Annotated in this window: 21 protein-coding genes; 15 read left to right on the forward strand and 6 right to left on the reverse strand. The window is 60.4% G+C overall.

Features of this window, described 5'->3' with window-relative positions; translation table 11 throughout:
• Nucleotides 1-171: 171 nt before the first annotated feature.
• The 14 genes from aceA to nuoN all read left to right on the forward strand — a co-directional run bounded on the left by aceA (nt 172) and on the right by nuoN (nt 17,077).
• Complete coding sequence (aceA, locus tag ND528_RS10845; protein ID WP_016775277.1) at nt 172-1,497, forward strand: isocitrate lyase; 1,326 nt, start codon at nt 172-174, stop codon at nt 1,495-1,497.
• Nucleotides 1,498-2,142: 645 nt separating this feature from the next.
• Nucleotides 2,143-2,556, forward strand: coding sequence for an NADH-quinone oxidoreductase subunit A (locus tag ND528_RS10850; protein WP_003223812.1), 414 nt, complete (start codon nt 2,143-2,145; stop codon nt 2,554-2,556).
• A 10-nt stretch (nt 2,557-2,566) separates the two neighbouring features.
• A complete protein-coding gene (locus ND528_RS10855; protein ID WP_016775278.1) occupies nt 2,567-3,241 on the forward strand; it encodes a NuoB/complex I 20 kDa subunit family protein in 675 nt (224 codons plus the stop codon).
• 69 nt (nt 3,242-3,310) lie between these two features.
• Nucleotides 3,311-5,095 (forward strand): NADH-quinone oxidoreductase subunit C/D, encoded by a 1,785-nt coding sequence (gene nuoC, locus ND528_RS10860; protein WP_137214783.1) that lies wholly within the window; start codon nt 3,311-3,313, stop codon nt 5,093-5,095.
• 2 nt (nt 5,096-5,097) lie between these two features.
• Nucleotides 5,098-5,595 carry an NADH-quinone oxidoreductase subunit NuoE gene (gene nuoE / locus ND528_RS10865; protein WP_003223804.1) on the forward strand — a complete coding sequence of 166 codons (498 nt, stop codon included), beginning with the start codon at nt 5,098-5,100 and terminating at the stop codon, nt 5,593-5,595.
• On the forward strand, nt 5,592-6,947 hold the full coding sequence (gene nuoF, locus ND528_RS10870; RefSeq protein WP_263470300.1) for an NADH-quinone oxidoreductase subunit NuoF: 1,356 nt from the start codon (nt 5,592-5,594) through the stop codon (nt 6,945-6,947). The genes nuoE and nuoF overlap by 4 nt, the downstream gene beginning before the upstream one ends.
• Before the next feature lie 136 nt (nt 6,948-7,083).
• Nucleotides 7,084-9,798 (forward strand): NADH-quinone oxidoreductase subunit NuoG, encoded by a 2,715-nt coding sequence (gene nuoG / locus ND528_RS10875; protein WP_263470301.1) that lies wholly within the window; start codon nt 7,084-7,086, stop codon nt 9,796-9,798.
• On the forward strand, nt 9,795-10,802 hold the full coding sequence (gene nuoH / locus ND528_RS10880; RefSeq protein WP_016775282.1) for an NADH-quinone oxidoreductase subunit NuoH: 1,008 nt from the start codon (nt 9,795-9,797) through the stop codon (nt 10,800-10,802). The genes nuoG and nuoH overlap by 4 nt, the downstream gene beginning before the upstream one ends.
• 11 nt (nt 10,803-10,813) lie before the next feature.
• Nucleotides 10,814-11,362, forward strand: a complete 549-nt coding sequence (nuoI, locus tag ND528_RS10885; protein ID WP_016775283.1) for an NADH-quinone oxidoreductase subunit NuoI — start codon at nt 10,814-10,816, stop codon at nt 11,360-11,362.
• Nucleotides 11,363-11,371: 9 nt separating this feature from the next.
• On the forward strand, nt 11,372-11,872 hold the full coding sequence (gene nuoJ / locus ND528_RS10890) for an NADH-quinone oxidoreductase subunit J (RefSeq protein ID WP_007951462.1): 501 nt from the start codon (nt 11,372-11,374) through the stop codon (nt 11,870-11,872).
• 3 nt (nt 11,873-11,875) lie between these two features.
• Complete coding sequence (nuoK, locus tag ND528_RS10895) at nt 11,876-12,184, forward strand: NADH-quinone oxidoreductase subunit NuoK (protein WP_003180046.1); 309 nt, start codon at nt 11,876-11,878, stop codon at nt 12,182-12,184.
• Entirely contained in the window at nt 12,181-14,034 is a 1,854-nt protein-coding gene (gene nuoL, locus ND528_RS10900) for an NADH-quinone oxidoreductase subunit L (protein ID WP_263470302.1), read from the forward strand. Before nuoK ends, nuoL begins: the two co-directional genes overlap by 4 nt.
• Before the next feature lie 39 nt (nt 14,035-14,073).
• A complete protein-coding gene (gene nuoM, locus ND528_RS10905) occupies nt 14,074-15,606 on the forward strand; it encodes an NADH-quinone oxidoreductase subunit M (protein ID WP_016775285.1) in 1,533 nt (510 codons plus the stop codon).
• 7 nt (nt 15,607-15,613) lie between these two features.
• Nucleotides 15,614-17,077, forward strand: coding sequence for an NADH-quinone oxidoreductase subunit NuoN (nuoN, locus tag ND528_RS10910; protein WP_024013420.1), 1,464 nt, complete (start codon nt 15,614-15,616; stop codon nt 17,075-17,077).
• A gap of 383 nt (nt 17,078-17,460) precedes the next feature.
• Here nuoN and ND528_RS10915 read toward each other — a convergent pair whose 3' ends face one another.
• From ND528_RS10915 to ND528_RS10940, 6 genes are read right to left on the reverse strand one after another with little or no spacing between them, the layout of a single operon-like run.
• A complete protein-coding gene (locus ND528_RS10915) occupies nt 17,461-19,203 on the reverse strand; it encodes an ABC transporter substrate-binding protein (RefSeq protein WP_016775286.1) in 1,743 nt (580 codons plus the stop codon).
• A gap of 47 nt (nt 19,204-19,250) precedes the next feature.
• The gene (locus tag ND528_RS10920; protein WP_038861868.1) at nt 19,251-19,523 is read right to left on the reverse strand and encodes a DUF2160 domain-containing protein; all 273 of its coding nucleotides are present in this window, start codon (nt 19,521-19,523) and stop codon (nt 19,251-19,253) included.
• 10 nt (nt 19,524-19,533) lie between these two features.
• Nucleotides 19,534-20,334 carry a carbohydrate ABC transporter permease gene (locus ND528_RS10925; RefSeq protein WP_024013421.1) on the reverse strand — a complete coding sequence of 267 codons (801 nt, stop codon included), beginning with the start codon at nt 20,332-20,334 and terminating at the stop codon, nt 19,534-19,536.
• A 9-nt stretch (nt 20,335-20,343) separates the two neighbouring features.
• Nucleotides 20,344-21,210, reverse strand: a complete 867-nt coding sequence (locus tag ND528_RS10930; RefSeq protein ID WP_007912484.1) for a carbohydrate ABC transporter permease — start codon at nt 21,208-21,210, stop codon at nt 20,344-20,346.
• On the reverse strand, nt 21,207-22,319 hold the full coding sequence (locus tag ND528_RS10935; protein ID WP_016775290.1) for an ABC transporter ATP-binding protein: 1,113 nt from the start codon (nt 22,317-22,319) through the stop codon (nt 21,207-21,209). Before ND528_RS10935 ends, ND528_RS10930 begins: the two co-directional genes overlap by 4 nt.
• Nucleotides 22,319-23,413, reverse strand: coding sequence for an ABC transporter ATP-binding protein (locus tag ND528_RS10940; RefSeq protein WP_016775291.1), 1,095 nt, complete (start codon nt 23,411-23,413; stop codon nt 22,319-22,321). The genes ND528_RS10935 and ND528_RS10940 overlap by 1 nt, the downstream gene beginning before the upstream one ends.
• A 383-nt stretch (nt 23,414-23,796) precedes the next feature.
• On the opposite strand from ND528_RS10940, the gene ND528_RS10945 reads away from it, so the two are divergent.
• Nucleotides 23,797-25,635: a sigma-54-dependent Fis family transcriptional regulator gene (locus ND528_RS10945; protein WP_263470303.1), complete on the forward strand. Its 1,839-nt coding sequence runs from the start codon at nt 23,797-23,799 to the stop codon at nt 25,633-25,635.
• The last annotated feature ends 88 nt before the right edge of the window (nt 25,636-25,723 follow it).

A 25,723-nucleotide genomic window follows, 5' to 3' on the forward strand; every position in this document is an offset into this window, starting at 1 on the left:
GGAATGCGCCCGCACCGCGCCACTACCTGCTCACTTCCCCTCGAGCCCATCGTTCATCCCGTCGCCTACCCCGCCGAATCCGACTTGACCACCTAAGCTTCTGGTCAGCGAGCGCAGGAATTTTCCACCGCAGAACAACTTTTCATAAAAGACGCGACGAGGTTTATCTCCATGGCACTGACACGCGAACAGCAAATTGCAGCCCTCGAAAAAGACTGGGCCGAGAACCCGCGCTGGAAAGGCGTGACTCGCACTTACTCCGCTGCCGACGTGGTCCGCCTGCGTGGCTCGGTTCAGCCTGAGCACACCTTCGCGAAGATGGGCGCCGAGAAGCTGTGGAACCTGGTCACCCAGGGTGCCAAGCCGTCCTTCCGTCCAGAGAAAGATTTCGTCAACTGCATGGGCGCCCTGACTGGCGGCCAGGCTGTTCAGCAGGTCAAGGCCGGTATCCAGGCGATCTACTTGTCCGGCTGGCAGGTGGCTGCGGACAACAACTCCGCAGAATCGATGTACCCGGATCAGTCGCTGTACCCGGTGGACTCGGTGCCAACCGTGGTCAAGCGCATCAACAACTCGTTCCGTCGTGCTGACCAGATCCAGTGGAAAGCCGGCAAGAACCCGGGCGATGACGGCTACATCGACTACTTCGCGCCAATCGTCGCGGATGCTGAAGCCGGCTTCGGCGGCGTACTCAACGCCTACGAGCTGATGAAGAGCATGATCGAAGCAGGCGCCGCTGGCGTTCACTTCGAAGACCAACTGGCTTCGGTGAAGAAATGCGGGCACATGGGCGGCAAGGTTCTGGTACCAACCCAGGAAGCCGTACAGAAGCTGACCGCTGCCCGTCTGGCCGCTGACGTCGCTGGCACGCCAACGATCATTCTGGCCCGCACCGACGCCAACGCGGCTGACCTGCTGACTTCCGACTGCGACCCGTACGATCAGCCGTTCGTGACCGGCGAGCGTACTCAGGAAGGTTTCTACAAGGTACGTGCCGGCCTGGATCAAGCGATCGCCCGTGGCCTGGCATACGCGCCGTACGCAGACCTGATCTGGTGCGAAACCGCCAAGCCGGATCTGGAAGAAGCCCGTCGCTTCGCTGAAGCGATCAAAAAGGAATACCCGGACCAGCTGCTGTCGTACAACTGCTCGCCTTCCTTCAACTGGAAGAAGAACCTGGACGACGCGACCATCGCCAAGTTCCAGCGCGAACTGTCCGCCATGGGCTACAAGCACCAGTTCATCACCCTGGCCGGCATCCACAACATGTGGCACAGCATGTTCAACCTGGCGCACGACTACGCCCGCAACGACATGACTGCCTACGTGAAGCTGCAAGAGCAGGAATTCGCTGACGCCGCCAAGGGTTACACCTTCGTTGCGCACCAGCAGGAAGTGGGCACTGGCTACTTCGACGACATGACCACCGTGATCCAGGGCGGCTCGTCCTCGGTGACCGCGCTGACCGGCTCGACCGAAGAAGAGCAGTTCCACTGATTCGGCTTCACCTGAGCAAACGGCCTCTGCGGATCGAATAAAAGCTAACCGCAGAGCCGCAATATTGACGCCCCGACTGGATCGGGGCGTTTTTTTGCCTGTTGGAATCTCAAAGACACTACAAATCCCCTGTGGGAGCGAGCCTGCTCGCGAAGGCGATAAGTCAGCTTGCACATCTGGAGGCTGATCCTTCGCTTTCGCGAGCAGGCTCGCTCCCACAGGGCTACCGTCAGCCGCGAGACGAAACATTGATCTGAAGCGCTACAAGCGTCAGAAATTTCCGCTAAAACGGTAGGCTTCGCTACTTGCAGTAACGCGCAAGTAAGACAACTTCCCAGCCACTCACTCGTTAAACAGTTACAAAACCACGCCAAACGATATCAATTATCATTTAGCTGCAACTATGTTCGTTACAAACCCTACAAAACATAATTGATGGAAACCCGGCTAATGCCCGCAACGCATGGGCCGCAGCGACCTCAGGAGGCGCTATGTCCTTAATCCGGTAAATAATTTCGCCTTTGGAATTTTACTTGCCGGGTGTTTAGCCATAAAATCAGCCCGATTGATTGCTGCGACATATCGTCACTGCCTTATTTCTTTATCAAGCTCAGAGACCTTTGCTCTCTGTTAAGGATTACCAGCATGCCCGAAGCGACAGGACTCATGGCCCACAACTGGGGCTTTGCCATTTTCCTTCTGGGTGTCGTCGGCCTGTGTGCCTTCATGCTTGGCGTCTCCAGCCTCCTCGGGTCAAAAGCCTGGGGTCGCAGCAAAAACGAACCGTTCGAGTCGGGCATGCTACCTACCGGTGGCGCCCGCTTGCGGCTCTCAGCCAAATTCTATCTGGTCGCGATGCTCTTCGTGATCTTCGATATCGAAGCCCTCTTTCTCTTTGCATGGTCTGTGTCCGTCCGCGAAAGCGGCTGGACCGGATTCGTCGAAGCTCTCGTTTTCATAGCAATTCTGTTGGCAGGTCTTGTCTACCTGTTCCGAGTGGGCGCCCTTGACTGGGCTCCGGAAGCTCGTCGCAAGCGGCAGGCGAAGCTGAAACAATGAGGCTTTGGCAATGCAATACAATCTCACCAGGATCGACCCCGATGCTCCTAACGAGCAGTATCCGATTGGCCAGCGGGAAACCGTTGCCGATCCGTTAGAAGATCAAGTCCACAAAAACATTTTCATGGGCAAGCTGGAAGACGTGCTGAGTGGCGCGGTCAACTGGGGACGTAAGAACTCCCTGTGGCCGTACAACTTCGGCCTGTCGTGCTGCTACGTGGAAATGACCACCGCCTTCACGGCGCCCCACGACATCGCGCGCTTCGGCGCCGAAGTCATCCGGGCCTCGCCGCGTCAGGCCGACTTCATGGTTATCGCCGGTACCTGCTTCATCAAGATGGCGCCGATCATCCAGCGTCTCTACGAGCAAATGCTCGAGCCGAAATGGGTTATCTCCATGGGTTCGTGCGCCAACTCCGGCGGCATGTACGACATCTACTCCGTGGTTCAAGGGGTGGACAAGTTCCTGCCCGTGGACGTCTACGTACCTGGCTGCCCGCCCCGTCCGGAAGCATTTCTGCAAGGCTTGATGCTGTTGCAGGAATCGATTGGACAGGAGCGTCGTCCGCTTTCCTGGGTCGTTGGTGATCAAGGCGTGTATCGCGCCGACATGCCATCGCAGAAGGAACAGCGCCGCGAACAGCGAATCGCAGTCACCAATCTGCGCAGCCCTGACGAAGTCTGATCCAGTTCTGTTCCAAGTAACGAGAAGCTGGCTTCATTCTTTACGTTGACCGAAAGCGAAAAAATAACCATGACTACAGGCAGTGCTCTGTACATCCCGCCTTACAAGGCAGACGACCAGGATGTGGTCGTCGAACTGAACAACCGTTTTGGCGCCGATGCGTTCACCGCGCAGGCAACCCGCACCGGCATGCCGGTGCTGTGGGTGGCCCGTGCCAAATTGGTTGAAGTCCTGACTTTCCTGCGCAACCTGCCCAAGCCGTACGTCATGCTCTATGACCTGCACGGCGTGGACGAGCGTCTGCGCACCAAGCGTCAAGGGCTGCCGACCGGCGCCGATTTCACCGTGTTCTATCACCTCATGTCGCTGGAGCGTAATAGTGACGTGATGATCAAGGTGGCCTTGTCCGAAGGCGACCTCAGCATGCCTTCCGTCACCAGCATCTGGCCCAACGCCAACTGGTACGAACGTGAAGTCTGGGACATGTTCGGCATCGACTTCAAAGGCCACCCGCACCTGTCGCGCATCATGATGCCACCGACCTGGGAAGGTCACCCGCTGCGCAAGGATTTCCCGGCGCGCGCCACCGAATTCGATCCGTACAGCCTCAACCTCGCCAAGCAGCAGCTGGAAGAGGAAGCCGCGCGCTTCCGTCCGGAAGACTGGGGCATGAAGCGGTCCGGTGCCAACGAGGACTATATGTTCCTCAACCTCGGCCCGAACCACCCTTCGGCGCACGGTGCGTTCCGCATCATCCTGCAGCTGGACGGCGAAGAGATCGTCGACTGCGTCCCGGACATCGGTTACCACCACCGTGGCGCCGAGAAGATGGGCGAGCGTCAGTCCTGGCACAGCTACATTCCGTACACCGACCGCATCGACTACCTCGGCGGCGTGATGAACAACCTGCCGTACGTGCTCTCGGTCGAGAAGCTCGCCGGCATCAAGGTGCCGCAGAAGGTCGACGTCATTCGCATCATGATGGCCGAGTTCTTCCGTATCACCAGTCACCTGCTGTTCCTGGGTACCTACATCCAGGACGTCGGCGCCATGACCCCGGTGTTCTTCACCTTCACCGACCGCCAGAAGGCGTACACGGTGATCGAGGCGATTACCGGTTTCCGTCTGCACCCGGCCTGGTACCGCATCGGCGGCGTCGCCCACGACCTGCCGCGCGGCTGGGAAAAACTGGTCAAGGATTTCGTCGAGTGGATGCCCAAGCGTCTCGATGAATACACCAAGGCCGCCCTGCAGAACAGCATCCTCAAGGGGCGTACCGTCGGCGTTGCCGCCTACAACACCAAAGAAGCCCTGGAATGGGGCGTCACCGGTGCCGGCCTGCGTTCTACCGGTTGCGATTTCGACCTGCGTAAAGCGCGTCCGTATTCGGGCTACGAGAACTTCGAATTCGAAGTGCCGCTGGCCGTCAACGGCGATGCCTATGACCGCTGCATGGTCCGCGTCGAAGAGATGCGCCAGAGCATCAAGATCATCGACCAGTGCATGCGCAACATGCCGGAAGGCCCGTACAAGGCGGATCACCCGCTGACCACGCCGCCGCCGAAAGAGCGCACGCTGCAGCACATCGAAACCCTGATCACGCACTTCCTGCAGGTTTCGTGGGGCCCGGTCATGCCGGCCAACGAATCCTTCCAGATGATCGAAGCGACCAAGGGCATCAACAGTTATTACCTGACGAGCGACGGCGGCACCATGAGCTACCGTACCCGGATCCGTACTCCGAGCTTCCCGCATCTGCAACAGATCCCTTCGGTGATCAAAGGCAGCATGGTCGCGGACTTGATTGCGTACCTGGGTAGTATCGACTTCGTTATGGCCGACGTGGACCGCTAAGCATGAACAGCACGCTTATCCAGACAGACCGTTTCACCTTGAGTGAAACCGAGCGCTCGGCCATCGAGCACGAGCTGCATCACTACGAAGACCCGCGCGCGGCGTCGATCGAAGCCCTGAAGATTGTGCAGAAGGAACGCGGCTGGGTGCCGGATGGCGCCCTGTACGCGATCGGCGAGATCCTCGGCATTCCGGCCAGCGACGTTGAAGGCGTGGCGACGTTCTACAGCCAGATCTTCCGTCAACCGGTCGGCCGCCACATCATTCGCGTCTGCGACAGCATGGTCTGCTACATCGGCGGCCACGAGTCGGTGGTCAGCGAAATCCAGAACAATCTGGGCATCGGCCTGGGTCAGACCACCGCCGACGGTCGTTTCACCCTGCTGCCTGTCTGCTGCCTCGGCAACTGCGACAAGGCACCGGCGCTGATGATCGACGACGACACCTTTGGCGACGTGCAGCCTGCTGGCGTGGCCAAACTGCTCGAGGGCTACGTATGACCCTGACATCTTTTGGTCCAGCCAACCGCATCCAGCGTTCGGCCGAGACACACCCGCTGACCTGGCGTCTGCGCGATGACGGCGAAGCCGTGTGGCTCGACGAATACCAGGCCAAGAACGGTTACGCTGCTGCACGCAAAGCCTTCGCCGAGATGGATCAGGACGCAATCGTCCAGACCGTCAAAGACGCTGGCCTCAAGGGTCGCGGCGGCGCCGGCTTCCCCACCGGCGTGAAGTGGGGCCTGATGCCCAAGGACGAATCCATCAACATCCGCTACCTGCTGTGCAACGCGGATGAAATGGAGCCGAACACCTGGAAAGACCGCATGCTGATGGAGCAACTGCCCCATCTGCTGATCGAAGGCATGCTGATCAGTGCCCGCGCGCTGAAAACCTACCGTGGCTACATCTTCCTGCGCGGCGAATACACCACCGCCGCCAAGCACCTCAACCGTGCCGTGGAAGAAGCCAAAGCGGCTGGCCTGCTGGGCAAGAACATCCTCGGTTCGGGCTTTGATTTCGAACTGTTCGTCCACACCGGCGCCGGGCGTTACATCTGCGGTGAAGAAACCGCACTGATCAACTCCCTCGAAGGCCGCCGCGCCAACCCGCGCTCCAAGCCGCCCTTCCCCGCCGCCGTCGGCGTGTGGGGCAAGCCGACCTGCGTGAACAACGTCGAAACCCTGTGCAACGTGCCGGCGATCATTGCCGACGGCGTTGACTGGTACAAATCGTTGGCCCGCGAAGGTTCCGAAGACATGGGCACCAAGCTCATGGGCTTCTCCGGCAAGGTCAAGAACCCGGGCCTGTGGGAGCTGCCGTTCGGCGTCACCGGTCGCGAGCTGTTCGAAGACTACGCCGGCGGCATGCGCGACGGCTTCAAGCTCAAGGCCTGGCAACCAGGGGGCGCCGGTACCGGTTTCCTTCTGCCTGAGCACCTCGACGCACAAATGTATGCCGGCGGCATCGCCAAGGTCGGCACCCGGATGGGTACCGGTCTGGCGATGGCGGTGGATGACAGCGTCAACATGGTCTCGCTGCTGCGCAACATGGAGCAGTTCTTCGCGCGCGAATCCTGCGGTTTCTGCACCCCGTGCCGCGATGGTCTGCCATGGAGCGTCAAGCTCCTGATGGCCATCGAACAGGGCAAGGGCCAGCCGGGCGACATCGAGACCCTGCTGGGTCTGGTCGGTTTCCTCGGCCCGGGCAAGACCTTCTGTGCTCACGCACCGGGTGCCGTGGAGCCGCTGGGCAGCGCCATCAAATACTTCCGTCCAGAGTTCGAAGCCGGTATCGCGCCTGTCAGCGCCGCCGTCCCGCCTCTGGCAAGGCCGATCGTAATCGGCGCGTAAACGCTTAAAAAGGCGAAGGGTCCGTGCCCTTCGCCTTTCGTCCGATGACGCCCTCCGGGGCTGTTTGGATTCGGACGCATAACAAGATTCCATTAGCCACGCCCGCTGACACCGGGCCAACGAAGACCTTTGAACCATGGCCACTATCCACGTAGACGGCAAAGCGCTCGAAGTCGACGGGGCAGACAACCTGTTACAGGCATGTCTGTCGCTGGGCCTCGACATTCCATATTTCTGCTGGCACCCCGCGCTTGGTAGCGTCGGGGCCTGCCGCCAGTGCGCGGTCAAACAGTACACCGACGAGAACGACACCCGCGGTCGCATCGTCATGTCCTGCATGACGCCCGCCACCGACAACACCTGGATCTCCATCGACGATGAAGAATCCAAGGCGTTCCGCGCCAGCGTTGTCGAATGGCTGATGACCAACCACCCGCACGACTGCCCGGTGTGCGAGGAAGGCGGTCACTGCCACCTGCAAGACATGACAGTGATGACCGGCCACAACGAGCGTCGTTATCGCTTCAGCAAACGCACCCACCAGAACCAGCAGCTCGGCCCGTTCATTTCCCACGAAATGAACCGCTGCATCGCTTGCTACCGCTGCGTGCGTTTCTACAAGGACTACGCCGGCGGCACCGACCTCGGTGTATTCGGCGCCCACGACAACGTGTACTTCGGTCGTGTTGAGGACGGCACCCTCGAAAGCGAATTCTCCGGCAACCTCACCGAGGTCTGCCCGACCGGTGTGTTCACCGACAAGACTCACTCCGAGCGCTACAACCGCAAGTGGGACATGCAGTTCGCCCCGAGCATCTGCCATGGCTGCTCGAGCGGTTGCAACATCTCCCCGGGCGAGCGTTACGGTGAACTGCGTCGTATCGAAAACCGTTTCAACGGTTCGGTGAACCAGTACTTCCTCTGCGACCGTGGCCGTTTCGGTTATGGCTACGTCAACCGCACCGACCGTCCACGTCAGCCGTTGCTGGCCGATGGCACCAAGCTCAGCCTCGACGCTGCGCTGGACAAAGCCGCCGACCTGCTGCGCGGACGCAACATCGTCGGCATCGGTTCGCCACGCGCCAGCCTTGAAAGCAACTACGCGTTGCGCGAACTGGTCGGTGCCGAGCATTTCTATTCGGGTATCGAAGCCTCCGAGCTGGAGCGCATTCGTCTGGTCCTGCAGGTGCTGAACGACAGCCCGCTGCCAGTGCCGAACATGCGCGACATCGAAGATCACGACGCAATCTTCGTCCTCGGCGAAGACCTGACCCAGACCGCCGCGCGCATGGCGCTGGCTCTGCGTCAGTCGGTCAAGGGCAAGGCTGAAGACATGGCCGAAGCCATGCGCGTCCAGCCTTGGCTCGACGCGGCGGTGAAGAACATCGGCCAGCACGCGCTGAACCCACTGTTCATCGCCAGCCTCGCCGAAACCAAGCTCGACGACGTCGCTGAAGAATGCGTACACGCAGCTCCCGACGATCTGGCGCGCATCGGTTTCGCCGTTGCGCATGCTCTGGATGCCAGTGCCCCGGCCGTTGAAGGTCTGGACACCGAAGCCCTGGAACTGGCGCAGCGCATCGCCGATGCCCTGCTCGCCGCCAAGCGTCCGCTGATCATCGCCGGTACTTCGCTGGGCTCCAAAGCCCTGATCGAAGCTGCCGCGAACATCGCCAAAGCCCTGAAGCTGCGCGAGAAGAACGGTTCGATCAGCCTGATCGTGCCGGAAGCCAACAGCCTCGGTCTGGCCATGCTCGGTGGCGAATCGGTCGACGCCGCGCTGCAAGCGGTCATCGATGGCAAGGCCGACGCTATCGTCGTGCTGGAAAACGATCTGTACACCCGCACCGCCAAAGCCAAGGTCGATGCCGCACTGAACGCCGCGAAAGTGGTGATCGTTGCCGACCATCAGAAAACCGCCACCACTGATCGCGCGCAGCTGGTTCTGCCAGCGGCGAGCTTCGCCGAGGGCGACGGTACGCTGGTCAGCCAGGAAGGCCGCGCCCAGCGCTTCTTCCAGGTTTTCGATCCGCAATACATGGATGCGAGCATTCTGGTGCACGAAGGCTGGCGCTGGCTGCACGCCCTGCGCGCGACCCTGCTGAACCAGCCGATCGACTGGACGCAACTCGACCACGTCACCGCCGCCGTTGCCTCGAGCACCGCGCAACTGGCGCGCATCGTCGATGCTGCACCGTCGGCTGCTTTCCGCATCAAGGGTCTGAAACTGGCCCGTGAGCCGCTGCGTTATTCCGGTCGCACCGCCATGCGCGCCGACATCAGCGTTCACGAACCACGCACCCCGCAAGACCAGGACACCGCGTTCGCCTTCTCCATGGAAGGTTACTCGGGCTCCGCCGAACCGCGTCAGCAGGTGCCATTCGCATGGTCGCCGGGCTGGAACTCGCCACAAGCGTGGAACAAGTTCCAGGACGAAGTCGGTGGTCATCTGCGCGCTGGCGACCCGGGCGCACGCCTGATCGAAAGCACCGGTGATTCGCTGAACTGGTTCGCTGCTGCCCCGCGTGCGTTCAACCCGGCGCCGGGTACCTGGCAAGCCGTGCCGTTCTTCCACCTGTTCGGCAGCGAAGAAAACTCTTCGAAAGCCGCCCCGGTACAGGAACGCATTCCGGCACCTTACGTAGCGCTGGCGAAATCCGAAGCGGATCGCCTCGGCGTCAACGACGGTGCCCTGCTGAGCCTGAACGTGGCCGGTCAGACATTGCGTCTGCCGCTGCGCATCAATGAAGAACTGGGCGCCGGTCTGGTGGCATTGCCTGCGGGCATCGCCGGCATTCCACCGGCATTCGCCGGTGTGTCCGTCGACGGTCTGCAGGAGGCAGCGCAATGACCTGGTTCACCCCTGAAGTGATCGATGTGATCCTGACGGTCATCAAAGCCATCGTGATCCTGCTGGCCGTAGTGGTTGCAGGCGCCTTGCTCAGCTTTGTCGAACGTCGCCTGCTGGGCTGGTGGCAGGACCGTTACGGTCCGAACCGCGTTGGCCCGTTCGGCATGTTCCAGATCGCCGCCGACATGCTGAAGATGTTCTTCAAGGAAGACTGGACCCCGCCGTTCGCCGACAAGGTGATCTTCACCCTGGCGCCGGTGGTGGCCATGTCCGCCCTGCTGATCGCCTTCGCGATCATCCCGATCACCCCAACCTGGGGCGTGGCGGATCTGAACATCGGCCTGCTGTTCTTCTTCGCCATGGCCGGTCTGTCGGTGTATGCGGTGCTGTTCGCCGGCTGGTCGAGCAACAACAAGTTCGCCCTGCTCGGCAGCTTGCGTGCCTCGGCGCAGACCGTGTCCTACGAAGTGTTCATGGGCCTGGCCCTGATGGGCATCGTGGTCCAGGTCGGCTCGTTCAACATGCGCGACATCGTCGAGTACCAGGCGCAGAACCTGTGGTTCATCATTCCGCAGTTCTTCGGCTTCTGTACCTTCTTCATCGCTGGCGTCGCCGTGACTCACCGTCACCCGTTCGACCAGCCGGAAGCGGAACAGGAACTGGCCGACGGTTACCACATTGAATACGCCGGTATGAAATGGGGCATGTTCTTCGTCGGTGAATACATCGGCATCATCCTGATCTCGGCGCTGCTGGTCACCCTGTTCTTCGGTGGCTGGCACGGTCCGTTCGGCATCCTGCCGCAACTGTCCTTCGTCTGGTTCGCACTGAAGACCGCGTTCTTCATCATGCTGTTCATCCTGCTGCGCGCTTCCATCCCGCGTCCGCGTTATGACCAGGTGATGGATTTCAGCTGGAAATTCTGCCTGCCACTGACCCTGATCAATTTGCTGGTGACCGCTGCGGTTGTGTTGATGAACACGCCTGCGGTTGCGGTTCAGTGAGGATTTGACCCATGTTCAAATATATTGGCGACATCGTTAAGGGTACCGGTACCCAGTTGCGCAGCCTGGTCATGGTTTTCGGCCATGGCTTTCGCAAGCGCGACACCCTGCAATACCCCGAGGAGCAGGTCTACCTGCCGCCGCGCTACCGTGGCCGCATCGTCCTGACCCGCGACCCCGATGGCGAAGAACGCTGCGTAGCCTGCAACCTGTGCGCCGTGGCCTGCCCGGTGGGTTGCATCTCGCTGCAGAAAGCTGAAACCGAAGACGGTCGCTGGTACCCGGACTTCTTCCGGATCAACTTCTCGCGCTGCATTTTCTGCGGTCTCTGCGAGGAAGCCTGCCCGACCACCGCAATCCAGCTGACCCCGGATTTCGAGATGGCCGAGTTCAAACGTCAGGACCTTGTGTACGAGAAAGAAGATCTTTTGATCTCCGGCCCCGGCAAAAACCCTGATTACAACTTCTATCGTGTTGCAGGTATGGCAATCGCTGGCAAGCCGAAAGGCGCTGCGCAGAACGAAGCCGAACCGATCAACGTGAAGAGCTTGCTGCCTTAAGGAAGAACGATGGAATTCGCTTTCTATTTCGCATCGGGTATTGCTGTGGTGTCCACGCTGCGTGTGGTCACCAACACCAACCCCGTGCACGCCCTGCTCTACCTGATCATCTCGTTGATCGCCGTGGCCATGACCTTCTTCGCCCTCGGCGCGCCGTTCGCCGGCGTCCTTGAAGTGATCGCCTACGCCGGCGCCATCATGGTGCTGTTCGTATTCGTGGTGATGATGCTCAACCTCGGCCCGGCCTCGGTGCAGCAGGAACGCACCTGGCTCAAGCCCGGCATCTGGGCCGGACCGGTGATTCTTGCCGCGCTGCTGCTGGCCGAACTGCTGTATGTGCTGTTCGCTCACCAGAGCGGCCAGGCCATCGGCCACACCACCGTAGACGCGAAAGCCGTGGGCATCAGCCTGTTCGGCCCGTACCTGCTGGTGGTCGAACTCGCCTCGATGCTGCTGCTCGCCGCAGCCGTCACGGCGTTCCATTTGGGCCGTAACGAGGCGAAGGAGTAAGACATGCCTGCTATCCCTCTCGAACATGGACTGGCCGTCGCCGGCATCCTGTTCTGCCTTGGTCTCGTCGGCCTGATGGTCCGCCGCAACATTTTGTTCGTGTTGATGAGTCTGGAAGTGATGATGAACGCCTCTGCCCTGGCCTTCATCGTCGCGGGCGCCCGCTGGGCGCAGCCGGATGGACAGATCATGTTCATCCTGGTGATCAGCCTTGCCGCAGCCGAGGCCAGTATTGGCCTGGCGATCCTGCTGCAGCTGTATCGCCGCTTCCACACGCTCGATATCGACGCTGCCAGTGAGATGCGCGGATGAACCTACTCTTTCTGACTTTCGTATTCCCTCTGATCGGGTTCATGTTGCTGTCGTTCTCGCGCGGCCGCTTCTCGGAAAACCTCTCGGCGCTGATCGGTGTCGGTTCGATCGGCCTGTCGGCCATCGTCACCGCTTACGTGATCTGGCAATTCAACGTCGCACCGCCGGAGGGTGGCGTGTACACCCAGGTGCTGTGGCGCTGGATGTCGGTGGAAGGCTTCCAGCCGAACTTCGCGCTGTACCTGGATGGCCTGTCGGTGACCATGCTCGGCGTGGTCGTCGGCGTCGGCTTCCTGATCCACCTGTTCGCGTCCTGGTACATGCGTGGCGAAGACGGTTACTCGCGCTTCTTCTCGTACACCAACCTGTTCATCGCCAGCATGCTGTTCCTGATCCTCGGCGATAACCTGCTGTTCATCTACTTCGGTTGGGAAGGCGTGGGCCTGTGCTCGTACCTGTTGATCGGTTTCTACTACAGCAACCGCAACAACGGTAACGCCGCACTCAAGGCGTTCATCGTCACCCGCATCGGCGACGTGTTCATGGCCATCGGCCTGTTCATCCTGTTCCAGCAACTGGGCACGCTGAACGTCCAGGAATTGCTGGTACGTGCGCCTGAGCACTTCAAGGTCGGTGACTTCTGGATCGTTCTGGCAACCCTGATGCTGCTCGGCGGTGCTGTCGGTAAATCGGCGCAACTGCCGCTGCAAACCTGGCTTGCGGATGCGATGGCCGGCCCTACCCCGGTTTCGGCACTGATCCACGCCGCGACCATGGTCACCGCCGGTGTTTACCTGATCGCCCGTACCCACGGTCTGTTTGCCTTGGCGCCGGACATCCTGCACCTCGTCGGCATTGTCGGTGGCGTGACCTTGGTACTGGCCGGTTTTGCCGCGCTGGTGCAGACCGACATCAAACGTATCCTCGCCTACTCGACCATGAGCCAGATCGGCTACATGTTCCTGGCGCTGGGCGTTGGTGCCTGGGAAGGCGCGATCTTCCACCTGATGACCCACGCCTTCTTCAAGGCCCTGCTGTTCCTTGCTTCCGGTGCGGTGATCGTTGCCTGCCACCACGAGCAGAACATCTTCAAGATGGGCGGTCTGTGGAAGAAACTGCCACTGGCCTACGCCAGCTTCATCGTCGGTGGTGCCGCGCTGGCCGCTCTGCCACTGGTTACCGCAGGCTTCTACTCCAAGGACGAAATCCTCTGGGAAGCGTTCGCCAGCGGCAACCAGGGTCTGCTTTACGCAGGTCTGGTCGGTGCGTTCATGACGTCGCTGTATACCTTCCGCCTGATCTTCATCGCGTTCCACGGTGAAGCCAAGACCGAAGCCCACGCCGGCCACGGCATTGCCCATTGGCTGCCTCTGTCGGTACTGATCGTGCTGTCGACTTTCGTCGGCGCGATGATCGTGCCGCCGCTGCACGGCGTGCTGCCGCAAAGCGTCGGGCATGCCGGTGGCGAGGCCAAGCACAGTCTGGAAATCGCCTCGGGCGCCATCGCCCTGGCCGGTATCCTGCTGGCAGCGCTGCTGTTCCTTGGCAAGCGTCGCTTCGTCACGGCAATCGCCAACAGCGGCATCGGCCGTTTCCTTTCGGCCTGGTGGTTCGCTGCCTGGGGCTTCGACTGGATCTACGACAAACTGTTCGTCAAGCCGTACCTTGCGATCAGCCATGTACTGCGCAAAGACCCGCTCGACCAGACCATCGGTCTGATACCGCGTATGGCCAAGGGTGGTCACACTGCCCTGAGCCGCACCGAGACCGGTCAACTGCGTTGGTACGCCGCCTCGATGGCTGCTGGTGCCGTGCTGGTGATCGGCGCCATCGTGCTGGTAGCGGTCTGATATGAACCTTGCGAATTTGCGAAAGGAAACGAGCCCGTCATGATTCTGCCTTGGCTAATCCTGATCCCCTTCATCGGCGGCCTGCTGTGCTGGATGGGTGAGCGCTTCGGCGCTACCCTCCCGCGCTGGATTGCGCTGTTGACCATGACCCTGGAACTCGCGCTCGGCCTCTGGCTGTGGGCCCACGGTGACTATTCATTCGCACCGGCGCCGGGCGCCGATCCGACCTGGGCGCTTGAGTTCAAGCATGTCTGGATCCAGCGTTTCGGCATCAACGTGCACCTGGCCCTCGACGGCCTGTCGCTGTTGATGATCCTGCTGACCGGCCTGCTGGGTATCCTCTCGGTACTCTGCTCGTGGAAGGAGATTCAACGTCACGTTGGCTTCTTCCACCTCAACCTGATGTGGATCCTGGGCGGTGTGGTCGGCGTGTTCCTCGCCCTCGACCTGTTCATGTTCTTCTTCTTCTGGGAAATGATGCTGGTGCCGATGTACTTCCTCATCGCGCTCTGGGGTCACAGTTCTTCGGACGGCAAGAAAACCCGGATCTACGCAGCGACCAAGTTCTTCATCTTCACTCAGGCGTCCGGCCTGATCATGCTGGTGGCGATCCTCGGTCTGGTGCTGGTCAACTTCAACAATACCGGCGTGATCACCTTCAACTACGCCGACCTGTTGAAAACCAAGATGTCGATGACCACCGAGTACATTCTGATGCTCGGCTTCTTCATCGCTTTCGCGGTCAAGCTGCCCGTCGTACCGTTCCACTCCTGGCTGCCTGATGCTCACGCCCAGGCGCCGACTGCCGGTTCCGTCGACCTCGCCGGTATCCTGCTGAAAACCGCGGCCTACGGCCTGCTGCGTTTCGCCCTGCCGCTGTTCCCGAACGCTTCGGCGGAGTTCGCGCCGATCGCCATGACCCTCGGTCTGATCGGGATCTTCTACGGCGCGTTCCTGGCGTTCGCACAAACCGACATCAAGCGTCTGATTGCCTTCTCTTCCGTTTCCCACATGGGCTTCGTGTTGATCGGTATCTACTCCGGCAGCCAACTGGCGCTGCAAGGCGCAGTGATCCAGATGCTGGCGCACGGTCTGTCGGCAGCGGCGCTGTTTATCCTCAGCGGTCAGTTGTACGAGCGTCTGCATACGCGTGACATGCGTGAGATGGGCGGTCTGTGGTCGCGTATCGCTTACCTGCCGGCCATCAGCCTGTTCTTCGCTGCGGCGTCGCTGGGCTTGCCGGGCACCGGTAACTTTGTCGGCGAATTCCTGATCCTGATCGGCTCCTTCGCCAGCGCTCCATGGGTCACGGCGATTGCCACGTCCGGTCTGGTGTTCGGTTCGGTCTACTCGCTGATCATGATCCACCGTGCCTACTTCGGCCCGTCGAAATCCGACGCGGTGTTGCACGGCATGGACGCGCGCGAACTGATCATGGTGCTCGGTCTGGCGGTGCTGCTGATTTACCTCGGCGTCTACCCGCAACCGTTCCTCGACACCTCTGCCGCCACCATGCATGGCGTGCAGCAGTGGCTCGGCACCGCCTTCTCTCAACTCGCTTCGGCCCGGTAAGAGCGCTATGGAATTCACGATTCAACACTTTATTGCGCTTGCGCCACTGTTGATCACCAGCCTCACCATTATCGTGGTGATGCTGGCAATCGCCTGGCGCCGCAACCACTCGCAGACCTTCCTGATTTCGGTGGCGGGTCTGAACCTGGCCCTGCTTTCGATCCTGCCTGCGTTGAAAGTCGCGCCTCTGGCCGTGACCCCGTTGCTGCAGATCGATGCCTTCGCCTGCCTGTACATGGCGATGATCCTGGTCGCCACCCTCGCCTGCGTCACCCTTGCCCACGCCTATCTCGGTGATGGCGGTTCGGGTTACCCGGGCAACCGCGAAGAACTGTACCTGCTGATCCTGATGGCCGCCGCCGGTGGTCTGGTTCTGGTCAGCGCGCAGCACCTGGCCGGTTTGTTCATTGGCCTGGAACTGCTCTCGGTACCGGTCTACGGTCTGGTGGCTTACGCCTTCTTCAACAAGCGTTCGCTGGAAGCCGGCATCAAATACATGGTGCTGTCGGCTGCCGGTTCCGCGTTCCTGCTGTTCGGTATGGCGCTGCTCTACGCCGACGCTGGTTCGCTGAGCTTCGTTGGCATCGGTCAGGCCCTGGCTGCAACCGGCCTGCCAAGCCCGCTGGCGCAACTGGGCCTGGGCATGATGCTGATCGGTCTGGCGTTCAAGCTGTCGCTGGTACCGTTCCACCTGTGGACGCCGGACGTCTACGAAGGTGCACCGGCACCGGTGGCGGCGTTCCTCGCTACCGCTTCGAAGGTCGCAGTGTTTGCGGTGATGGTGCGTCTGTTCCAGCTCTCCCCTGCTGCCAGCAGTGGTGTGCTCAGCGATGTGCTCAGCGTGATCGCGGTCGCCTCGATCCTGTTCGGTAACCTGCTGGCCCTGACCCAGAGCAACCTCAAGCGTCTGCTCGGTTACTCGTCGATTGCACACTTCGGCTATCTGCTGATCGCGCTGGTGGCGAGCAAGGGTCTGGCGGTGGAAGCCATCGGCGTCTATCTGGTGACTTATGTCATCACCAGCCTCGGCGCGTTCGGCGTGATCACCCTAATGTCGTCGCCGTACAACGGCCGCGACGCTGACGCCCTGTACGAGTACCGCGGCCTGTTCTGGCGCCGTCCGTACCTGACTGCCGTGCTGACCGTAATGATGCTGTCCCTGGCCGGCATCCCGCTGACCGCCGGCTTTATCGGCAAGTTCTACATCATCGCCAGCGGCGTCGAAACGCGTCAGTGGTGGCTGGTCGGCGCACTGGTACTGGGCAGCGCCATCGGCGTTTTCTACTACCTGCGCGTGATGGTCACCCTGTACCTGATCGAGCCTAACCTGCGTCGCCACGACGCCCAACTGCACTGGGAACAGAAGGCAGGCGGCGTGATGCTGCTGGCCATCGCCCTGGTCGCATTCTTCCTGGGCGTGTACCCGCAGCCATTGCTGGTGCTGGTACAGCAGGCGGGTCTGGCGGGCTGATTGCTCGGCTGATCTGGCTGGAAATGGAAACGGCACCTTCGGGTGCCGTTTTTTGTTTGTAGCAGAAGTCGATATCGCTGGCGTTCGTGCTGCCCTCATCGCGGGCATGCCCGCTTCCAAAGGTTTTTGTGTCGCCCATAAACCCGGGTTCATCGCAAACTCTTGTAGGAGTGAGCCTGCTCGCGATGGTGTCATGTCAGTTGAAAATCCGCCGTCTGACCCAGCGCTTTCGCGAGCAGGCTCGCTCCCACATTGGATCAATGCTACTCAAGATCGGTGGCACCCAAAATCCCTGTGCGAGCGAGCCTGCTCGCGAAAGCGGCAGATCAGGCAGCAAAAAAAACGGCACCTTCCGGTGCCGTTCGCTTCTCACATTTCCAATATCATTTACGCGCATCCGCCCACGATTTCAGCAGTTCGCTATAGCTAACGGTTTCGCCCTTCGGCTTCTCATTGGCCAGTTTCGGCTTCGGTGCGCCCGGCTGATCGAACCAGTATTGCGCATCGCGCTCAGGGTTCATCTTCGGCGCGCAAGTGGCCTGGGCCTTGGAGCGTTCGAGGCGTTCCATGATGCGGTCCTGATCCTTGGCCAGGCCATCGAGCGCTTGTTGCGGTGTTTTCTCGCCGCTGGCGGCTTCGGCGATATGGCTCCACCACAGCTGAGCGAGACGTGGATAGTCGGGCACGTTGGTACCGGTCGGCGACCATTGCACGCGGGCCGGGCTGCGATAGAACTCGACCAGACCACCGAGTTTCGGCGCCAGATCGGTCATGGCCTGCGAGTTGATGTCCGACTCGCGAATAGGTGTCAGACCGACGATGGTTTTCTTCAGCGAAACAGTTTTGGAGGTCACGAACTGCGCGTACAGCCACGCCGCAAGTTTCTGTTTCTCAGGCGTGGATTTCATGAACGTCCACGACCCCACATCCTGATAGCCGAGCTTCATGCCCTCTTCCCAATACGGGCCTTTAGGCGACGGCGCCATGCGCCATTTCGGCGTGCCGTCGGCGTTGACCACCGGCAGGCCGGGTTTGGTCATGTCGGCGGTGAACGCGGTGTACCAGAAGATCTGCTGGGCGATGTTGCCCTGCGATGGCACCGGGCCGGACTCGGAGAAGGTCATGCCGGCCGCTTCCGGTGGCGCGTATTTCTTCAGCCAGTCGACATATTTGGTGGTGGCAAACACGGCCGCAGGGCCGTTGGTGTCGCCGCCACGGGTCACGCTGGAGCCGACCGGGTGGCAGTCCTCGACGCGGATCCCCCACTCGTCCACCGGCAAGCCGTTGGGCAGTCCCTTGTCGCCGCCACCGGCCATGGAGAACCAGGCATCGGTGAAGCGCCAGCCCAGCGACGGGTCTTTCTTGCCGTAATCCATGTGGCCGTAGACGCGTTTGCCGTCGATTTCCTTGACGTCTTCGCTGAAGAATTTGGCAATGTCTTCATAGGCCGACCAGTTCACCGGCACGCCTAATTCGTAGCCGTACTTTTCCTTGAACTTGGCTTTCAGATCTGCGCGCTCGAACCAGTCAGCGCGGAACCAGTACAGGTTGGCGAACTGCTGGTCGGGCAGTTGATAGATTTTGCCGTCCGGCGCGGTGGTGAAAGAGATGCCGATGAAGTCCTTGATGTCGAGGGTTGGCGAAGTGAAATTCTTGCCCTCATTGGCCATCAGGTCGGTGATCGATTCGGTCTTGCCGTAGCGAAAGTGCGTGCCGATCAGGTCGGAGTCGTTGACCCAGCCGTCGTAGATGTTCTTGTCCGACTGCATCACCGTCTGCATTTTCTCGACCACGTCGCCTTCCTGCAGCAGGTCGTGGGTGAGTTTGATCCCGGTGATTTCGCTGAAGGCCTTGGCCAGCACCTTGGACTCGTATTCGTGAGTGGTCAGGGTTTCGGAAACGACCTTGATGTCCATGCCGCGAAACGGCTCGGCGGCCTTGATGAACCACTTCAGTTCTTCGAGCTGCTGTTCGGCCGTCAGGGTCGAGGGCTTGAACTCGCTGCCGATCCATTTTTTTGCAGCATCTTCGTAGGCGTCGGCCCAGGCAGATGCGCTCAGACCGCTGAGTGCCAGCATGGCTGCCAATGAAATGCTATGTCGCAGCTTATTGTTTTTATCGAACATAGAGACCTCCTGTTTAAGTTGTGGAGCCGCGTTGCCGAACGATTCGACTAGCCCCAACGCATCACAGCCAACAGCCACACCAGGGACAACGCGGACGCCACCCAGATGCTCCAGTCGGTGACGCCGATTACCAGCAAATGCAGGTAGGCGCTGCCGAGAAGACCGATAAACAAGCGATCGCCACGGGTGGTGGCAATCGGCAGAAACCCGCGCCGCAGAATGCTCGGCGAGCGCAATTCCCAGGTGGTCATGCCCACCAGAATCAGACCGATGCCGATGAAGAACGCGGCGGTCGGTGTCGTCCAGCTCATCCATTCCATCATCAGCTCCTCAGACTCGACCGAGGGCAAAGCCCTTGGCCACGTGGTTGCGTACAAACCAGATCACCAGCATGCCCGGCAGGATGGTCAACACCCCCGCCGCTGCCAGCACGCCCCAATCGATCCCCGACGCCGACACCGTGCGCGTCATCACCGCCGCAATCGGCTTGGCGTTGACCGAGGTCAGCGTGCGCGCCAGCAGCAGCTCGACCCAGGAAAACATGAAGCAGAAAAACGCCGTGACGCCGATACCGGAACCGATCAACGGGATGAAAATCTTCACGAAAAACTTGGGGAAACTGTAGCCGTCGATGTAGGCCGTTTCGTCGATCTCCTTGGGCACGCCAGACATGAAACCTTCGAGAATCCACACCGCCAGCGGCACGTTGAACAGGCAGTGCGCTAAAGCCACGGCGATATGCGTGTCGAAAAGGCCGATCGACGAATACAACTGAAAGAACGGCAACAAGAACACCGCCGGCGGCGCCATGCGGTTGGTCAGCAGCCAGAAGAACAGATGCTTGTCGCCGAGGAAACGATAGCGTGAAAACGCGTAAGCCGCCGGTAACGCCACGCTCAGGGAAATCACCGTGTTGAGGCTGACGTAATACAGCGAGTTCAAGTAGCCGGTGTACCAGCTCGGATCAGTGAAGATCACCTTGTAGTTCGCCAGCGTGAAGTCCTGTGGGAAAAGCGTCAGGCCGCCGAGGATTTCGGTGTTGCTCTTGAACGACATGTTCAGCAGCCAGTAGATCGGCACCAGCAGGAACAGGATGTACACCAGCAACGGAATAAGCTTTTTCTTGCTCATGGCCGGGCCTCAGCGGTTGGCGTCGGAGTGCGTCATGGCGGTATAGAACAGCCACGACACCAACAGGATGATCAGGAAGTACACCAGCGAAAACGCCGCTGCCGGACCGAGGTCGAATTGCCCTACAGCCATCTGCGTCAACGTCTGACTCAAGAAGGTCGTGGCATTGCCCGGCCCGCCGCCGGTGAGCACGAACGGCTCGGTGTAGATCATGAAACTGTCCATGAAGCGCAGCATCACCGCGATCAGCAGCACGCTTTTCAGCTTGGGCAACTGAATGTGGCGGAACACAGCCCACGCCGAGGCGCGATCGATGCGCGCGGCCTGGTAATAGACGTCGGGAATTGCTCGCAAACCGGAGAAACACAGCAGCGCGACGAGCGAAGTCCAGTGCCAGACGTCCATCACCAGCACCGTCACCCAGGCGTCCATGGTGTTGGCCGCGTAGTTGTAGCTGATGCCCATCGCGTTGAGGCTGGAACCGAGCAGGCCGATGTCTGCGCGGCCGAAAATCTGCCAGATGGTGCCGACCACGTTCCACGGAATCAGCAACGGAATCGCCAGAATGATCAGCACCACCGAAGACCAGCGGCCCTTGGTCGGCATGGTCAGCGCGACGGCGATGCCCAGCGGGATTTCAATCAGCAGCACGCAGGCTGAATAGATGAACTGGCGCAGCAGCGAATCGTGCAGACGCGGATCAAGCAACACTTGCTTGTACCAGTCAGCGCCAACGAAATAGCGGCTGGACTGGTCGAAGATGTCCTGCACCGAATAATTGACCACGGTCATCATCGGGATCACCGCACTGAACGCCACCAGCAGGAATACCGGCAACACCAGCCACCAGGCCTTGTTGTTCTGCACTTTGTTCATGGCTGCGCCTCCTCGTCGCTGACTTCCAGGAGAAATTCGTCGGCATAGACCATCAGCCATTGCGCCGGAAAACTGATGTAAGCCGTGCCCTGCGGCACCGGTTTGTCTTCGGCCAGACGCACTTTCAACGGCGCTCCGTCGAGGTTGAGGGTCATGATCTTGTAGGTGCCGAGGTCTTCGACGTGTACGACTTTGGCCTGCATCGCGTCGTCAAACGGCTCGTCCCACACATGAATGAATTCGGGGCGGATGCCGACCTTGAGATTTTTCCACTGGCCGTGTTCGATATGGCGCTGCAAGGCGTCGGATAACGGCAGGTGCGTCGAGGCGAAACCGACGCCACCGGGCTGCGGCTGCACCTCGATCAGATTCATCCCCGGGCTGCCGATGAAATAGCCGACAAAGGTGTGGCTCGGCCGCTCGAACAATTCCCGTGGCGTACCGAACTGGACGATCTGGCCGCCGTACATCACCGCGATCTTGTCGGCGAACGTCGAAGCTTCCAGTTGATCGTGGGTGACGTAGACCATGGTGATATTGAACTGCTCGTGGATCTGCTTGAGCTTGCGCCGCAGTTTCCACTTCAGGTGCGGGTCGATCACCGTCAGCGGCTCATCGAAGAGGATTGCCGAGACGTCGTCGCGCACCAGGCCACGGCCCATGGAGACTTTCTGCTTTTCGTCGGCGGTGAGATTGCGCGCTTTTTTGCTCAGCAGATTCTGCAGATCGAGCACTTCGGCAATTTCCTGCACCTTGCTGTGCACTTTCGCCTCGGCCATGCCCTGGTTTCGCAGCGGGAAGGCGAGGTTGTCGAACACGGTCATGGTGTCGTAGACCACCGGAAACTGGAAAACCTGGGCGATGTTGCGCTTCTCCGGGGTCAGGTCGTTGACCGCTTTGCCGTCAAACAACACGTGGCCCTGGGACGGGCTGAGCAGGCCGGAAATGATGTTGAGCAAGGTCGACTTGCCGCAACCGGACGGGCCGAGCAAGGCGTAGGCGCCGCCCTGCTCCCAGACGTGATCCATCTCGCGGATCGCGTAATCCTCGGCGCCACTGGGGGTTTTGCTGTAGCTGTGGGCGAGGTGCTGCAAACGGATTTCGGCCATCAGGCAACCCTCGCGACACGCCGGCCCGGTGCTTGCACCAGACGGCCCTGCGCATCGAAAACGAACAGTTTGTGGGTCGGGATATAGATGCGGATCGGCGCATCGACGTCGTATTCGTGAACCCCCGGCAAGTGCAGCACCAGCAGGAAATGCTCGTTGCGCACATGCAGGAAGGTTTCCGAACCGCTGATTTCGGCGACCTCGACGGTCACCGCCAGTTCGAGGTCGTCATCGTTGCTCGGCACCAGCGAGATATGGCTGGGGCGCACGCCGAAGCGGAACTCGCCCTCGCCTACCGGGCGCAGATCGACGTTCAACGGGAAGTGCACAAAATTGGCGAAGCTGACTTCGTTGCCGGCGATGCGTCCCGGCATCAAGTTGATCGGTGGTTCGGAGAACAGTTCAGCGGCGAGCACCGATTGCGGCTGGTGATACACCTCGGTCGACGGCCCGCTCTGGATCACCCGGCCTTCGTGCAGGATGGTGGTGGTGCCGCCGAGGGCCAGCGCTTCGTTGGGCTCGGTGGTGGCGTAGATGGCGATGGTGTGACGGGCCTTGAACAGCTCGCGCATTTCCTGGCGCAGCTCTTCGCGCAGCTTGTAGTCGAGGTTGACCAGCGGCTCGTCGAAGAGGATCAGTTCAGCATCCTTGACCAGCGCGCGGGCCATGGCCGTGCGCTGTTGCTGTCCGCCGGAGAGCTCCAGCGGATAGCGCTGCAAGAACTTCTCGATGCGCAGCATGCGTGCGGTTTCCTGCACCTTGCTGTGGATGATCTCTTTCGAGATGCCGGCCTGGCGCAGTGGCGAGGCGATGTTCTCGAACACGGTCATGGTCGGGTAATTTATGAACTGCTGATAGACCATCGACACGTTGCGCAGCCGCACCGGGCGCTGGGTGACGTCGACGCCGTTCATCAGCACGCGGCCGCTGTCGGGCTTGTCGAGGCCGGCCATCAGACGCATGAGGCTGGTCTTGCCGGACAGGGTGCGCCCGAGCAGAACGTTGAAGGATCCGGGTTCGAATTTCAGGCACGCATCGTCGATCCAGATCTGGCCCTCGACGGTACGGCTGACGTGCTCCAGGGTGAGTGACATGGCTCGGCCTTTGTTATTTTTGGAGTCAAGCGACCGGAGCAACAGAGCGACATTCGTGCCAGAAATGGCAAGTGCTTGATTTGTCTTGAGAAGCAGTGTTTACGGGGGCAAGCGGCGTTCACAGCTGAACACTTTTGAACAGTCGGGGTGATTGACAATGAACAATAGTGAACAACACTCTATGCACGCTTTTGCCGACCTTGAATGCGATAGAGATCCCCTGTGGGAGCGAGCCTGCTCGCGAAAGCGGTGTGTCATTCAATGAATCCATTGACTGAACCGAAGCTTTCGCGAGCAGGCTCGCTCCCACAGGGGGATTTGTGTAGTTTTGAAGATCGGGTTCATAACAATAATAAAATCGCTGCACTCAGAGGCTCGCCCCCATGGCCGCACCTGCTTCGCCGCTGTCCCACGACGCGATCGTCCAGACCTCCTGGCAACGTTGCCGCGCGTTCGGCCTCGACCATCAGAGCGCCCCGGCTTTCGATCAACTGCCCGCCGCCGGCATTGCGCGGTTGCTCGACAGCCATCATTCGCTGGTGCAGACCACGCATCAGGAAGTCCTGCCCTATTACGAAAACATCCTCAGCAATTCCAACTGCCTGATCATGCTCGCCGACAATCAAGGCCAGGTGCTGACCTCGTGGGGCACGCAGCGCTTTATCGAACCGAGTCTGGCCCGGGGCTTTCAGGCCGGGGCGAGCTGGATGGAGCGCAGCAGCGGTACCAACGCGATCGGCACCGCACTGGCCTGTGAGCAGGCGGTGCACATCGAACACGACGAACACTTTCTCAAGGCCAACCGCTTCATGACCGGCTCCGCCGCGCCGATTTTCGACGCCGAGCGCAAGGTCATCGCCGTGCTCGATGTCTCCAGCGACAGCTACCTGCCGCCCTCGCACACCCTCGGCATGGTCAAGATGATGAGCCAGACCGTGGAAAACCGGCTGATCCTCAACCTGTTCCATGGCCAGCATTTTCAACTGACCTTCAACACCGGGTTGAACAACCTCGACAGCCAGTGGGCCGGGTTGTTGATTTTCGATGAGAGCGGACAGGTGCTGTCGGCCAATCGCCGCGCCGACAATTTGCTCGGTGTGCGTCTGTCGCGGGTGAGTGTCGAAAGCCTGTTCAAGGTGTCGCTGCTGGAGTTGATCAATCAACCCGAGGGCTTGCCGTTTGCCTTGCAGACTTCGGGGCGCAACCGCTTCCAGTGCTTGCTGAAACGGCCGAAACAGACGCCGGTGCAGGCGCGGGTATTTGTCGCCGAGGACAAGCCTGCGCCAGCCAGCGCGATCAGCCTCAATACGCTGCATTTCGGCGACAGCCGCGTGGAAAAAGCCGTGCGCCAGGCCGAGCGCTTGCTGGAGAAAGACATTCCATTACTGATTCACGGTGAGACCGGCGTCGGCAAGGAAGTCTTCGTCAAAGCCTTGCACCAGGCCAGCTCGCGGAGCAAACAGGCATTCATCGCGGTGAACTGCGCAGCGATCCCCGCTGAACTGGTCGAGTCCGAGTTGTTCGGTTACGAGAAAGGCGCGTTCACCGGGGCCAACCAGAAAGGCAGCATCGGCCTGATCCGCAAGGCCGACAAAGGCACGCTGTTTCTCGATGAGATCGGTGACATGCCGCTGCCAACTCAGGCGCGTTTGTTGCGCGTGTTGCAGGAGCGCTGCGTGCAGCCGGTGGGCAGCAGCGAGTTGTTTCCGGTGGATTTGCGGATTATCTCGGCGACCAACCGATCATTGCGCGAACAGGTGCAACTGGGCCGCTTCCGCGAAGATTTGTATTACCGCATTGGTGGCCTGACCCTGGAACTGCCGCCGTTACGCGAACGCAGCGACAAGCAGGCGCTGTTCAAACGGCTGTGGGAGCAGCATCGCGAGCCGACGCAATGGGCGGGGCTGAGCCCTGAAGTTCTGGAGTTGTTTGAAAAGCATCCGTGGCCGGGGAATTTGCGTCAGGTCAGCAGCGTGATGCAAGTGGCGCTGGCCATGGCCGAGGAACAACCGGTGCGGCCTGAGCATCTGCCGGATGATTTTTTTGTCGATCTGGAGATGGAGCCGGTGGAGACGGCGGCGCCGCTGGGGCTGGATTTGAATGATGTTGAGGCGCTGAATCGCGAGTTGAAGGCGGCCGGAGGGAATATTTCGCACTTGGCGCGGCGGTTGGGGGTGAGTCGGAATACGCTGTATAAGCGGTTGCGGCAAATTGGCAACTGAGTACACCCCTTTGCCCCTCACCCCAGCCCTCTCCCCGAGGAGAGGGAGCCGACCGAGGTGTCTTGCGTTATACATCGACCTGAAAAAC

The sequence above is a fragment of the Pseudomonas mercuritolerans genome, from assembly GCF_025706525.1.
Lineage (GTDB): Bacteria > Pseudomonadota > Gammaproteobacteria > Pseudomonadales > Pseudomonadaceae > Aquipseudomonas > Aquipseudomonas mercuritolerans.

Excerpts from the sequence above, each read along its gene's own strand:
- nuoJ (WP_007951462.1), top strand. The coding sequence starts at position 11,372 with ATGGAATTCGCTTTCTATTTCGCATCGGGTATTGCTGTGGTGTCCACG.
- ND528_RS10935 (WP_016775290.1), bottom strand. The coding sequence starts at position 22,319 with ATGGCCGAAATCCGTTTGCAGCACCTCGCCCACAGCTACAGCAAAACC.
- nuoN (WP_024013420.1), top strand. The coding sequence starts at position 15,614 with ATGGAATTCACGATTCAACACTTTATTGCGCTTGCGCCACTGTTGATC.
- nuoK (WP_003180046.1), top strand. The coding sequence starts at position 11,876 with ATGCCTGCTATCCCTCTCGAACATGGACTGGCCGTCGCCGGCATCCTG.
- ND528_RS10850 (WP_003223812.1), top strand. The coding sequence starts at position 2,143 with ATGCCCGAAGCGACAGGACTCATGGCCCACAACTGGGGCTTTGCCATT.
- nuoE (WP_003223804.1), top strand. The coding sequence starts at position 5,098 with ATGAACAGCACGCTTATCCAGACAGACCGTTTCACCTTGAGTGAAACC.
- aceA (WP_016775277.1), top strand. The coding sequence starts at position 172 with ATGGCACTGACACGCGAACAGCAAATTGCAGCCCTCGAAAAAGACTGG.
- ND528_RS10945 (WP_263470303.1), top strand. The coding sequence starts at position 23,797 with ATGGCCGCACCTGCTTCGCCGCTGTCCCACGACGCGATCGTCCAGACC.
- nuoL (WP_263470302.1), top strand. The coding sequence starts at position 12,181 with ATGAACCTACTCTTTCTGACTTTCGTATTCCCTCTGATCGGGTTCATG.
- nuoI (WP_016775283.1), top strand. The coding sequence starts at position 10,814 with ATGTTCAAATATATTGGCGACATCGTTAAGGGTACCGGTACCCAGTTG.
- nuoF (WP_263470300.1), top strand. The coding sequence starts at position 5,592 with ATGACCCTGACATCTTTTGGTCCAGCCAACCGCATCCAGCGTTCGGCC.
- ND528_RS10855 (WP_016775278.1), top strand. The coding sequence starts at position 2,567 with ATGCAATACAATCTCACCAGGATCGACCCCGATGCTCCTAACGAGCAG.
- ND528_RS10915 (WP_016775286.1), bottom strand. The coding sequence starts at position 19,203 with ATGTTCGATAAAAACAATAAGCTGCGACATAGCATTTCATTGGCAGCC.
- ND528_RS10930 (WP_007912484.1), bottom strand. The coding sequence starts at position 21,210 with ATGAACAAAGTGCAGAACAACAAGGCCTGGTGGCTGGTGTTGCCGGTA.
- ND528_RS10940 (WP_016775291.1), bottom strand. The coding sequence starts at position 23,413 with ATGTCACTCACCCTGGAGCACGTCAGCCGTACCGTCGAGGGCCAGATC.
- ND528_RS10920 (WP_038861868.1), bottom strand. The coding sequence starts at position 19,523 with ATGGAATGGATGAGCTGGACGACACCGACCGCCGCGTTCTTCATCGGC.
- nuoC (WP_137214783.1), top strand. The coding sequence starts at position 3,311 with ATGACTACAGGCAGTGCTCTGTACATCCCGCCTTACAAGGCAGACGAC.
- ND528_RS10925 (WP_024013421.1), bottom strand. The coding sequence starts at position 20,334 with ATGAGCAAGAAAAAGCTTATTCCGTTGCTGGTGTACATCCTGTTCCTG.
- nuoM (WP_016775285.1), top strand. The coding sequence starts at position 14,074 with ATGATTCTGCCTTGGCTAATCCTGATCCCCTTCATCGGCGGCCTGCTG.
- nuoG (WP_263470301.1), top strand. The coding sequence starts at position 7,084 with ATGGCCACTATCCACGTAGACGGCAAAGCGCTCGAAGTCGACGGGGCA.
- nuoH (WP_016775282.1), top strand. The coding sequence starts at position 9,795 with ATGACCTGGTTCACCCCTGAAGTGATCGATGTGATCCTGACGGTCATC.